12 protein-coding genes and 1 tRNA gene are annotated in these 11,372 nt (G+C 55.1%); 2 read left to right on the forward strand and 11 right to left on the reverse strand.

Features of this window, described 5'->3' with window-relative positions:
- Nucleotides 1-30: 30 nt before the first annotated feature.
- Complete coding sequence (locus NL116_RS24320) at nt 31-507, reverse strand: hypothetical protein (RefSeq protein ID WP_494374382.1); 477 nt, start codon at nt 505-507, stop codon at nt 31-33.
- Between the two features lie 203 nt (nt 508-710).
- Between NL116_RS24320 and mobH the strand changes: the two genes are divergently transcribed.
- Together mobH and NL116_RS24330 are read left to right on the forward strand one after the other, a co-directional pair.
- Entirely contained in the window at nt 711-2,582 is a 1,872-nt protein-coding gene (mobH, locus tag NL116_RS24325; protein WP_494374383.1) for a MobH family relaxase, read from the forward strand.
- Nucleotides 2,579-3,931: a site-specific integrase gene (locus tag NL116_RS24330; protein WP_494374384.1), complete on the forward strand. Its 1,353-nt coding sequence runs from the start codon at nt 2,579-2,581 to the stop codon at nt 3,929-3,931. The genes mobH and NL116_RS24330 overlap by 4 nt, the downstream gene beginning before the upstream one ends.
- A 375-nt stretch (nt 3,932-4,306) precedes the next feature.
- Here the strand turns inward: NL116_RS24330 and NL116_RS24335 are convergent.
- The 10 genes from NL116_RS24335 to ybgC form a co-directional block, all read right to left on the reverse strand.
- Nucleotides 4,307-4,382 (reverse strand) — tRNA-Lys (locus tag NL116_RS24335).
- A 63-nt stretch (nt 4,383-4,445) separates the two neighbouring features.
- Nucleotides 4,446-5,138 (reverse strand): 7-cyano-7-deazaguanine synthase QueC, encoded by a 693-nt coding sequence (queC, locus tag NL116_RS24340; RefSeq protein ID WP_494374385.1) that lies wholly within the window; start codon nt 5,136-5,138, stop codon nt 4,446-4,448.
- 1 nt (nt 5,139) lies between these two features.
- The gene (gene queE / locus NL116_RS24345; RefSeq protein ID WP_475267592.1) at nt 5,140-5,787 is read right to left on the reverse strand and encodes a 7-carboxy-7-deazaguanine synthase QueE; all 648 of its coding nucleotides are present in this window, start codon (nt 5,785-5,787) and stop codon (nt 5,140-5,142) included.
- Between the two features lie 167 nt (nt 5,788-5,954).
- Nucleotides 5,955-6,794 carry a tol-pal system protein YbgF gene (ybgF, locus tag NL116_RS24350; protein ID WP_494374386.1) on the reverse strand — a complete coding sequence of 280 codons (840 nt, stop codon included), beginning with the start codon at nt 6,792-6,794 and terminating at the stop codon, nt 5,955-5,957.
- 6 nt (nt 6,795-6,800) lie between these two features.
- Nucleotides 6,801-7,298 carry a peptidoglycan-associated lipoprotein Pal gene (gene pal / locus NL116_RS24355; RefSeq protein ID WP_003178634.1) on the reverse strand — a complete coding sequence of 166 codons (498 nt, stop codon included), beginning with the start codon at nt 7,296-7,298 and terminating at the stop codon, nt 6,801-6,803.
- Nucleotides 7,299-7,350: 52 nt separating this feature from the next.
- A complete protein-coding gene (gene tolB / locus NL116_RS24360; protein WP_494374387.1) occupies nt 7,351-8,619 on the reverse strand; it encodes a Tol-Pal system beta propeller repeat protein TolB in 1,269 nt (422 codons plus the stop codon).
- 29 nt (nt 8,620-8,648) lie between these two features.
- Complete coding sequence (tolA, locus tag NL116_RS24365; RefSeq protein WP_494374388.1) at nt 8,649-9,728, reverse strand: cell envelope integrity protein TolA; 1,080 nt, start codon at nt 9,726-9,728, stop codon at nt 8,649-8,651.
- Nucleotides 9,728-10,180 (reverse strand): protein TolR, encoded by a 453-nt coding sequence (gene tolR / locus NL116_RS24370; RefSeq protein ID WP_161807482.1) that lies wholly within the window; start codon nt 10,178-10,180, stop codon nt 9,728-9,730. Before tolR ends, tolA begins: the two co-directional genes overlap by 1 nt.
- 23 nt (nt 10,181-10,203) lie before the next feature.
- The gene (gene tolQ, locus NL116_RS24375) at nt 10,204-10,899 is read right to left on the reverse strand and encodes a protein TolQ (RefSeq protein ID WP_140667542.1); all 696 of its coding nucleotides are present in this window, start codon (nt 10,897-10,899) and stop codon (nt 10,204-10,206) included.
- Nucleotides 10,889-11,356: a tol-pal system-associated acyl-CoA thioesterase gene (gene ybgC, locus NL116_RS24380; protein WP_494374389.1), complete on the reverse strand. Its 468-nt coding sequence runs from the start codon at nt 11,354-11,356 to the stop codon at nt 10,889-10,891. The genes tolQ and ybgC overlap by 11 nt, the downstream gene beginning before the upstream one ends.
- Nucleotides 11,357-11,372 lie beyond the last annotated feature (16 nt).

Genomic DNA, 11,372 nt, shown 5'->3' on the forward strand with positions numbered 1-11,372 from the left:
AGAAAAGGGTGAGCCCCATCAATGAATCTTTCAAGGCACGAATATTTTAACTAGCTGTTCTTCTGTGAAATTACTGAGCAAAGCGAAGTAATCAGCTCTGGAGTTAGCTGTCAAAGGTTTGATAGGGCCTAACTCAATCAGAGTTGAAACTGCCTGATCGGGTGTCATTTCACTAGTGAGTGGTGCCCTCTGTTCAGAGTAATAAATCTTATCCGACGCTTCGGCGACATCAAGCAAGTCACGCACTTCAAGGTAACGGGGATAGCGTGCAGCGGTTAGAAATGTCCCGTCAAACACAACAAACACACTATCTACATGAGGAATAATATACTTGGCTAAGGCGACAACCAAAGGAAGGTTGTTATCATATTTACCTTCATCATCGTCAAAAGTATTCCTCTCACTAGCAAAAAGAATGATCTCATCACACTTTTTGTCACGTATTAAATCGCAAAGCGCCCAAACATTAGCTGAAGTTGATTTCGTAGCGTAGCGAAGTGAAACCATTATTTACCCTCTCCGGATGAGTCTGCGGCACCATGCCTTTAGACCGAGACTACTAGGATTTTGCCTTCGTTCCTCCGTCGCCACCATCGAAAGATGGCATTTCGCCCAAAAAATACTACACGCCCCCAATGATGCTTTTCCCTTGTTCCCCTCCCCCTCAATAGAGGAAAAGCCCGCCCCATGAATCTCTCATGGAGCAGGCAATGTTCTCTCTCTTTCGACGCAGCAAATCCAAACCCTCTGCGGCTCAAATGCCCAAAGGCTTTTTGCAACCAGCGAATGCTCAGGACCTGCTCGCCTCCCCGCGTCGTCAAAAACTACTGGAAAACATATGGCAACGTGCCTCGCTGTCCCGACAGCAGTTTGCGGACCTATACCGCAGACCACTTGAGCGCTACTCAGAGTTGGTCCAGCAGCTCCCCGCTTCGGAAAATCACCACCATGCACACCCCGGTGGGATGCTCGATCACGGCTTAGAGATCGTTGCCTATGCCCTGAAAATTCGACAGTCCTACCTCCTGCCTATTGGTGCACCTCCAGAGTCCCAGTCAGCCCAAGCAGAAGCCTGGACCGCTGCTGCGGCCTATGGAGCTCTGCTGCACGACATAGGCAAGATCGCGGTCGACGTCCATGTTGAACTTCAGGGAGAAAGGACCTGGCACCCTTGGCACGGACCAATAAAGCGCCCTTACCGCTTCCGCTACGTGAAAGGGCGTAACTATCAATTACACGGCGCGGCCGCAGCCCTCATCTACGCCCAAGTCTTGACCCCTGACATTCTGGATTGGCTCAGCGGATTCCCTGAAGTGTGGTCGCAGTTGATTTTTATCTTGGCCGGTCAGTATGAGAACGCCGGCATCCTGGGTGAAATCGTGGTACAGGCCGACCAAGCGTCAGTCGCTCTAGAGCTGGGCGGCAATCCGTCCCGAGCTTTGGCAGCGCCGAAGCAGTCCCTGCAACGGCAACTGGCCGATGGTTTGCGCTACCTGGTCCGTGACAAGTTCAAACTGAACCAGCCAGACGGCCCCTCGGATGGATGGTTGGCACAGGATGCGCTATGGCTGGTGAGTAAGCCGATCGCGGATCAGCTTCGAGCCTATTTACTGACACAAGGGGTCGATGGAGTACCGAGCTCAAACGCCCCCTTTTTCAACATGCTGCAGGATCAGGGGGTGATCCAGACGAATGCACAGGACAAGGCTATTTGGAAAGCCACCATCGACAACGGTAATGGTTGGAAAAACACTTTTACCCTTCTCAAGCTCTCGCCGGCACTAATCTGGAATGATCCGAGTGAACGCCCACCGGTATACGCCGGGACACTTGAGGTCGAAACCGGTAATCCCGTGGATAGTACCGTCGAAAACTCACGAGTTCTCACGACTCAGGTTGTCACAGCCCCTCCCGCATTTGTTTCGACCCCGTCCCTCACGACGGAAAAAATCCCCCCCGACACACCTGGTAATCCTGCGGAGATTGCTGCGCTGATGGATCTGCTTGATAACATCACATCGCCACTACAGACAGAAATCGACCCAGAAGCCAAAACCTCGGTGGCAGAGCGCGCGCCTTCTGGACAGGAAGACGCCCAGGCAGCAATAGCTTCAAGCACAGAGAGTTTACCGGCAGTCGCGGCCGACACGGACGTTTCGATACAGAGGACAAACAGCGAGCTGGGTCAGGGATTTGTTGAATGGCTTAGGAATGGCCTCGTCTCCCGTCGAATCATTATCAATGACACCAAGGCTTTGGTGCATACCGTATCGGGGACTGCAATGCTTGTTACACCTGGAATCTTCAAGCGCTACGTACAGGAGTTCCCTGCCATTGAAGTGCAGGCAAAATCTCAGAAAATTAACGCCTGGCAATTGGTGCAGCGAAGCTTTGAAAAGCAGAAGTTGCATAGAAAAACCGAGAAAAGCCTCAACATCTGGACGTGCAAGGTCACAGGTCCCAGAACGACAAAGCAGCTCAGGGGATATCTGTTAAAAGACCCACTCACGGTATTTGCCGAAGTACCTTACGACAACGCAAGCCTGAGCCTGGTGACCGGAGCAAAGGAGGGTGTTGAATGAGCACACCTCTAGCCCTCACCAAGGACTACATCTTTACTCACGACTTAAGAGATGCCACCGCGAAGATCTACTTTGCGGCCACAAGAGCGTTGACCAGACACTTTGGAGAAGAAATTTCACTTGAATCCATAGATCACCGTTCGATCCTAGGATGGCGTCGGAAAGAGCTGGAGCGTGGTCTGGCAAAACAGAGCTGGAACACCTATTCAAACCATCTCCGGACTGTATGGGGGTATGCCATTGAACAGGGAACGCTTCTACACACGTCCATAAACCCGTTCAAAAAAACCACTGTCATCCCACCTAAACGCCCCAGTAAAACCGTCGCACGTGATGCAATCAAACGAGCACGGGATTGGCTCAAATCCATGGTGGCGGAGGAGTGTTATTCAAAGAAACGTAGCGTCATTACACCGGCCTGGTTCTGGCTCGCCGTTTTCGAAATGTTTTACTACACCGGTATCCGGCTGAATGCCCTATTGACACTTCGATACGGAGATGTGGACTGGGACAACAGAATTATCAAAGTCCAGGCTGACACAGAGAAAACTCACCGCGAGTTCTCAATACCCATCATGCCAGGCCTGGAACCCCATATTTTGAAACTGCTCGAGGCAGCAAAGGAAATTGGATTTGCACCGGACGACCAGCTTTTTAACGTGAATCGCTTTTCCAGACATTATCGCTCAACGGTTATGAACATCGACCAGATTGAGGGCATGTATCGCAAGCTGACTCGAGAAGTCGGAATTCGCATGACCCCGCATAGGTTCAGACATACCCTCGCAACGGATCTCATGAGACAGCCAGAGCGAAATATCCACCTAACCAAGAGCCTGCTGAACCATTCAAATATCGCCACCACGCTCAGCTATATCGAGGTGGATTACGATCACATGCGAGCAGTGCTGCATGAGCGAAGCCTTTCACAGGGTGCGATAGCATTTGAGAGACGGGTCGACGAGCATATGCCTGTGCCGGTGGCTCAGCCGCTTCCCGTCCTGCCCGAACCAGTTGCTTTGCCTCAGCCAGATGTATGCATGGAGCCGATGGTGTTCGAGGCAGACGAAGTTAGGGGCAAAGAGTGCTCCTCACACATTCCGACTCCCTCGGAGTCAAAGCTGCTAACACACGTCACCAGCATAACCTCGGAACGCTTCACTCTGGAGCAGGCAATTCTTCCGGTCGGAACTGGATTGAGTCACGAGCTGACTTGGGATGGACCAGGAACGTGGTGGGAAGAACTCGGCATCCCCCCCGCCTCCTCAGGAGATGAGGTGTCCGAAAGCTCGCTACTGTTGACGTTGATGATCAACAGGGTTGGCATCAAGTCTTATAGCTGGAGCTGAAACAGCCCCTGATTGTTCGACCGCTGGGACAGGACTGTCGTAAGCAGCCCTCGTTGCTATCTGGATTGGGATGGAGCAGGCCTGATCTGGAGGGTAAGTTTCGCCCTCAAATCGACTTTTCAGCAATGAATTCCAGCGTTAGCTGAGTTACTTTCGTTGACAAAACGGAGCAGGCTCGCTCCGGCCTTCGCCCTATTCCATATTGACATCACGACGACTCGAAACTAATGTTCGATCCAGACGGCTGCATGTCTGTACGTTGGTGATAGCTCTACCCACCCTCCAGACCCGCACCCCCACTGTATTGCAGGCAAAAAAAAACCCGAAAATCCTCACTTACGTGGGCCTTTCGGATTTTCTGAACTGCTATAAAAATGGTGGGTCGTGTGGGATTCGAACCTACGACCAATTGGTTAAAAGCCAACTGCTCTACCAACTGAGCTAACGACCCGCTGTGTGGTGGCGCGTATAATACTGATTTTTAAGGACTATTCAACACCTAATTTGAAATAAATCAAAAATAAGGCGTTGGGTCGCTGATTCCGGCCGCCGCAAAGCCTTCTGCACGCAGTCGGCAGCTGTCGCACTTGCCGCACGCACGGCCGTTATCGTCAGCCTGATAGCAGGAAACGGTCAGCCCATAATTGACGCCCAGCTTCACGCCTGCCTCAACGATTTGCGCCTTGCTCAGGTTTTGCAGGGGTGCCTGGATACGGAAGCCATTACCCTCTACTCCGGCCTTGGTCGCCAGATTGGCCATACGTTCGAAGGACTCGATGAACTCGGGGCGGCAGTCCGGGTAACCGGAGTAATCCACCGCATTCACGCCAATGAAGATGTCGCGCGCACCGAGCACTTCAGCCCAGCCCAACGCCAGCGACAGGAATACCGTGTTTCGCGCCGGCACGTAAGTCACTGGAATGCCCTCCCCCAGTTCCTCCGGAATGTCGATGCTGCTGTCGGTCAGCGCCGAGCCGCCCATGCCGTTCAGGTTGAGACCGATCACCTTGTGCTCGACCACACCGAGGTCACGGGCAACGCGTGCGGCGGCATGCAGCTCTGCCTGAGAGCGCTGACCGTAATCAAAGCTCATGGTGTAGCAGCTGTAGCCTTCGGCGCGAGCCATGGCCACGACAGTTGCCGAGTCCAGCCCGCCAGACAGCAGGATGACTGCACGTTTTTCCGCAGTGTTCAGTTGTTCCGTCATTTCAGCGCCCCGGCTCGTCATTCCAAAGATATTTATGCAGCTGCAATTGCAGACGCACTGGCAGGTTGTCCGCCACCACCCAATCCGCCAGGTCCCGAGCATTCAGGTCGTGGTGGCTTGGCGAGAACAGGACTTCGCCGGCGCGCCGGTCAAGACCGTACTGGATCAGCTTGGACACGGCCCAGTCATAGTCTTCCCGCGAACAGATGACAAACTTCACCTGATCGTTAGGCGTGAGCAGCTCGATATTTTCGTACCGATTGCGGTGTGCTTCCTTTGAACCCGGGGTTTTCAGGTCGACAACACGACTGACCCGGGAATCTACTGCCGAGATGTCGAGCGCACCACTGGTTTCCAGTGACACTTCGTAACCGGCGTCGCACAACTGCTTGAGCAATGGGATGGCGTTAGGTTGTGCCAATGGCTCTCCACCGGTGACACACACATAACGCGGGCGGAAACCGGCCACTTGCTCGAGGATGTCGTCGAGCGGGCGAACGGTGCCGCCCGTGAACGCGTAGGCGCTGTCGCAGTATTGGCAACGCAAAGGGCAACCGGTCAGGCGCACAAATACTGTGGGCAGCCCGGCAGTTCGCGTTTCACCCTGCAACGAGTAAAAAACTTCGGTAATTCTCAATGTGTCTTGCATAGTCGCCACGGGCATAACAGCTAAACAGGCTGTCCGCCTCCGTCAGGCACTTCAAGGAACCCCGCCACCGCGCAGATCCCAAAAAGCGTGTTTCATAAAAAGGGCGTGAATTCTAACGAAAAAACCCGCGACAAGCGCGGGTTTCTTCGAAACGGGTCAAGCCGCCCTTACATTTTTTGCAGATCACGCTGCGCCAGCTGAGCGGCGGAAGTGCCCGGATACTGCGACACAACCTGCTGCAGAATGCCTTTGACCTTGTCAGTGTGACCGAGGCGGCGCTCTACATCAGCCAGCTTGTACAACGAATCAGGCACTTTGGCGTGCTTTGGGTACAGCTGTGAAACCTTGGCAAACGCCTGCCCTGCACCTTGCAGATCGCCTTTGGCCAGGTTCACTTCGCCCAACCAGTACTGGGCATTGCCCGCGTATTGACTGTTCGGGTATTTACGCAGGAAAGCGGCAAAAGCCTGGCTGGCCTTGTCGAAATCCTTGGCTTTGATCAGGTCGAAGGCTGCGTCGTAATACAGCTTTTCCTTCGCCGGATCCGCCGGTTCGCCACCCGCGGCAGGTGCTTGAGCGGCAGCCGCTCCTGCACTTGCGCCAGCAGCTGCTGCACCAGGGGCATTCAAATCGCCACCAGTGGAAGAATTCTCAGGAGTCGCGGCAGGTGCAACGCCGGTTCCTATGCGCCGATCAAGATCCTGATATCGCTCCAGGTTCTCTTGCTTCATGCGCGCTACATCATTTTGCAGTTCTTCGATCACACCCTGTTGGCGCGAGATCTGGTCCTGCATTTGTTGCAGTTGGTTGAACAACTGACCCTGTGCCGAGACAGGGGTCGAAACCCCTCCCCCGGCATAGGCGCCGTTCGTACCGTAACCCGCAGGCGGATAACTACTCCCGCTGTTAGAACCGGAGTTGTTATCGACCACAGGAACCGCAGCCCACACCGCAAGCGGTGCGAGACTGAGAGCCAAGACAGTTACAGCACGACGGCACGTTCGCATGACGAATTACTTACGCAGTTCGACGCGACGGTTTTGAGCCCAGGACTGCTCGTCGTTGCCGGTAGCAACTGGACGCTCTTCGCCGTAGGAAACCAGTTCCAGCTGAGCTGGGGAAACGCCTTGCAGTACCAGGTAGCGTTGAACGGCTTTCGCACGACGCTCGCCCAGTGCCATGTTGTACTCACGAGTACCACGTTCGTCGGTGTTGCCTTCCAGAACAACGCGAGCGCCGTTTGCTTTCAGGTCTTTGGCGTGAACGTCCAGAGCGCGCATGGCTTCTGGCTTCAGGTCCGAGCTGTCGTATTCGAAGTAGAAGGTGGTGATTGCGCGCAGAGCAGCTTCTTCGCTCAGGGAACCGTCAACGGCACCAGTGTTTGCGCCGTAACCAGCGTTTGGATCAACAGCGCCTTCACCGGCGTTGTCGCCGCCTTTGGACGAGCAACCTACAGCTACAGCCATGGCCAGAGCCAGCGCAGCAAATTTACCAAACTTCAGCATTTCCATCGTGAAACTCCTAATGAACCCCAGTGTGTTAAGTAAAACGTGTAGCGCCGCGTCAGTTCAGGTAAGGGGACCAGGAAGGTTCTCGAACTTCGCCTTGAGCGGTAGGAAGCGGGAGCCTTACGCGTCCATTAATGGACACGAGCATCAAGACTCCCCGGCCCTGCTGGCGGGTGGCGTAGATTACCATGGTGCCGTTGGGCGCGACAGTAGGCGACTCGTCCAGAGTGCTATCAGTGAGGATCTTTACACTACCTCGCTGCAAATCCTGGGCCGCCACCTTGAAATTGGTGAAGCCATCCTGGCGGTGAATCATCACCAGGGTCTTTTCATCAGCCGACAGTTTAGGGTTGGCGTTGTAGTTACCAACGAAGGTCACACGTTCCGCACCGCCACCACTGACGCTGGTTTTGTAGATCTGCGGCTTGCCGCCACGGTCGGAGGTGAAGTAGATGGTTGATCCATCTTTACCCCAGAAGGGTTCGGTGTTGATGCCAGGACCGTTGGTGACACGAGAGATCTGACGCGAACCCAGGTTCATCACATAAATGTCCGGGTTGCCGTCCTTGGACAGGACGAATGCCAGGCGATTGCCATCCGGCGACCAGGCTGGCGCGCCATTCAGGCCTTCGAAGTTGGTGATCTGCTCGCGGCGACCGGTGTCGATGTTCTGCATGAAGATGCGCGGACGCTTCTGTTCGAACGACACATAGGCGATGCGCTTGCCATCCGGTGCAAAACGCGGCGACAGGATCGGCTCGCGCGATTGCAGCAGGGTCACGGCGCGGGCACCGTCATAGTCCGAACGTTGCAGCGTGTAGCGCGTGTTCTTCTCGGAGAAACGCTCGGCAGTCACGTACAACAGACGCGTCGAGAACGCACCTTTGATACCGGTGAGTTTTTCGAACGACTGGTCGGAGATGTAATGCGCCATGTCGCGCAGTTGATCAACGCTGCCCGACACGCTGCCGGTCAGCACTTGCTGCTCGGTGGCGACGTTGAACAGCGCGTACTGAACCTGCAAGCGACCGCCTGCTGGCACGATACTGCCGACCATGATGTATTGGGCGCCAACCGCTTTCCAGTCACGGTAAATGATTTCGCTGGCCTGGCTCGGCTGGCTGATCATGTTCTGCTTTGGAATCGGCGCGTAGTAACCCGAATTGCGCAGGTCGTTACCGATGATTTCAGCCATGTCGTCCGGCAGCACGCTGCCGCCCTGGAAACCGAATGGCACGACGGCAATTGGAGTGGCCTGGGAGCTGCCACTGCTGACCAGGATATTTTTTTCATCTGCCGTGGCCAGTCCTGCAAAGCAGAACATGACTACAAGCAGTCCTCGAAGAAGGTTTCTCACAAGGCTAGATCCTCAGGTGTGAATGTCATCTTGAATGAACGATAGGGTGCGAAATCAGCTGGCTTCAGACCCTGCATTTCGGTCAAACGACCAATATTTTTTACCGCCGCCACTGCTGAACTGTCGAACGGCACATCACCACTGGAATGAGCAACCGATACGCCGGAGATCGTTCCGTCAGGCAGCATGTTGATTTGCAGAATCACTTTCATGCCCTTGCGGGCCGACGGTGGCTGCGCCCAACCTTCAGAAGCGCGCGAACGAATCAGATCATCGAAGTTGCCCGCGGTCTCATCACCCTGCTCATCCGCCAACGCCTGTTGACGCTCCGGCTTGTCGGACAGCAAATCAGCCAAGGCCTGCGCCTTTTTGTCTTCAACCGATTTACGTGCAGCATCCTGCGACTTCTTCTTCGCAGCATCGGCAGCAGCTTTCTTCTTCGCGTCTTCGGCGACTTTCTTCTTCGCCTCTTCAGCTTCAGCTTTCTTCTTGGCGTCTTCGGCGGCTTTCTTCTTCGCGTCTTCGACGATCTTCTTCTTCGCTTCTTCAGCGGCCGCTTTCTTGGCCTCTTCTTCAGCGGCTTTCTTGGCTTCTTCTTCCGCTTTCTTCTTGGCTATATCAGCCAATTGTTTCTCTTCTGCCTTCTTGGCTTCGGCGGTCTTCTTCGCTTCATCGGCTTTTTTGGCTTCATCAGCCTTTTTTGCCTCATCCGCTTTCTTCGACTCGTCGGCCTTCTTGGCTTCCTCGGCCTTTTGAGCCGCTTCTTCTTTCTTTTGTTCCGCAGCCTTCACCGCTTCCTGCTCGACCTTTTTCTGTTCCATCTGTTCGACTTCGGTTTGACGCGCAGCAGATTTCTGCGCTTCACCCGCAATCTTCTGATTGGTCTGGGTGGTCGCCCGACTTTTCGATTTCAGCTGGTACAGGGTCGCCTGGACAATCGGCTTGGCCGGCGGCAACTCAGGCGTCATGGCAAAACTGACAAACAGCATGCCGAACACCAGCACGTGCAAGCCAATCGCCCAGACACTAGGCCAGAAGTAGCTTTCCGAGGCTGTTGGCTCTCGTTGTTGCTGCATCAGGGCGCCTCGGTAATCAAGCCAACGTTACCGACTCCGGCCTTCTGCAACCCGCCCATGGCGCCCATGACCGAACCGTAATCAACGGTCTTGTCGCCACGGATGAACACCTGAGTACGCTTGCCACCTTCAGTCCCGGCACGAATGATCTTGGTCACCGCGTCAGTCATCTGCGGCAAGGTCATGGCCTTGTCCTGCTGCTTTTCGGTGTCGACTTCACTGCCAAGGTTCCAGTAGTAGGTCTTGTCAGCCTTGATCGAAATGGTCAGGACCTGAGTGTTGTTGTCCTGCGGCAAGGCTTCGCTGGAAACCTTGGGCAGATCAACTTTCACGCCCTGATTGAGCATCGGCGCGGTCACCATGAAGATGACCAGCAGTACCAGCATCACGTCGATGTAAGGCACTACGTTCATCTCGGCAACCGGCTTGCGCTTTTTGCGAGCTCGAGCGATTAAAGCCATTGGAAATTACCTGCTTATTCTTCGCTGGTGTGCACTTTGCGGTGCAGGATCGCCTGGAATTCATCGGCGAAGGTGTAGTAACGGCTCAGCAAGGTTTCGCTGCGAGCAGAGAAGCGGTTGTAAGCAATAACGGCCGGGATGGCAGCGAACAGACCGATCGCGGTGGCGATCAGTGCTTCGGCGATGCCGGGAGCCACAGTGGCCAGGGTCGCTTGCTGGGCAGTGGCCAGGCCACGGAAGGAGTTCATGATGCCCCAGACCGTACCGAACAGACCGATGTACGGGCTCACGGAGCCCACGGTGGCGAGGAATGGCAGGCTCTGCTCGAGCTTCTCTTCTTCGCGGGAGATGGCAACGCGCATGGCACGGGCCACGCCTTCCATGACCGCTTCCGGGTCAACGCCTGGCTGCTGGCGCAGACGGGAGAATTCCTTGAAACCGGCACGGAAAATCTGCTCGACGCCCGAATCCGGATCAGGGTTGCTGCCGGCCTGACGGTAGAGTTTGGACAGGTCGATACCGGACCAGAAGCGCTCTTCAAAGCTCTCCAGGGCACGTCGGCCGGCACGAATCAAATTGCTGCGCTGAAAAATCATGATCCATGAGGTCACCGATGCGGCTACCAGGATCAGCATTACCAGTTGCACCACAATACTGGCATTGCTGACCAGGCTCCACATGGAGGAATGGTCGACGACGTTAGCTTCCACGCTTTATCTCCTGCTTTGAGTGTGTACCCGCGCCGCTCACGTCGGCAAAGGCCGCACGTAGAGCTTCGGGAATGGCCCGGGGTTTTAAACTGTCAGTGCGCACACAGGCCACCAAAAACTGCCCTTCGCAGAGCAGCACATTATCCGTTGCCCGCCTGACCTGCTGCTTGAAACGCAGGCTGACCCGGTTCAATTCGATTACTTCAGCGCTTACCAGAAGCTCGTCGTCCAGTCGCGCCGGCGCGTGGTAACGCGCTTCGCTGGAGTGCACGACAAACAACAGGTCCTCCCCTGCCAGCGCCGATTGGGCAAAGCCCAGATCCCGGAGCCGCTCGGTTCGAGCCCGTTCCATAAACTTGAGGTAATTGACGTAATACACGATGCCGCCCGCATCGGTGTCCTCGTAATAAACGCGACAACGATGTGTGAACGGCTCAAGCCCGTTTTGCGCGCGCATACTCTAGTGCTTACTC

The sequence above is a fragment of the Pseudomonas sp. FBCC-B1667 genome, from assembly GCF_059133255.1.

Coding starts and splice junctions, on each gene's coding strand:
- NL116_RS24320 (WP_494374382.1), bottom strand. CDS start 507: ATGGTTTCACTTCGCTACGCTACGAAATCAACTTCAGCTAATGTTTGG.
- mobH (WP_494374383.1), top strand. CDS start 711: ATGTTCTCTCTCTTTCGACGCAGCAAATCCAAACCCTCTGCGGCTCAA.
- NL116_RS24330 (WP_494374384.1), top strand. CDS start 2,579: ATGAGCACACCTCTAGCCCTCACCAAGGACTACATCTTTACTCACGAC.
- queC (WP_494374385.1), bottom strand. CDS start 5,138: ATGACGGAACAACTGAACACTGCGGAAAAACGTGCAGTCATCCTGCTG.
- queE (WP_475267592.1), bottom strand. CDS start 5,787: ATGCAAGACACATTGAGAATTACCGAAGTTTTTTACTCGTTGCAGGGT.
- ybgF (WP_494374386.1), bottom strand. CDS start 6,794: ATGCGAACGTGCCGTCGTGCTGTAACTGTCTTGGCTCTCAGTCTCGCA.
- pal (WP_003178634.1), bottom strand. CDS start 7,298: ATGGAAATGCTGAAGTTTGGTAAATTTGCTGCGCTGGCTCTGGCCATG.
- tolB (WP_494374387.1), bottom strand. CDS start 8,619: ATGTTCTGCTTTGCAGGACTGGCCACGGCAGATGAAAAAAATATCCTG.
- tolA (WP_494374388.1), bottom strand. CDS start 9,728: ATGCAGCAACAACGAGAGCCAACAGCCTCGGAAAGCTACTTCTGGCCT.
- ybgC (WP_494374389.1), bottom strand. CDS start 11,356: ATGCGCGCGCAAAACGGGCTTGAGCCGTTCACACATCGTTGTCGCGTT.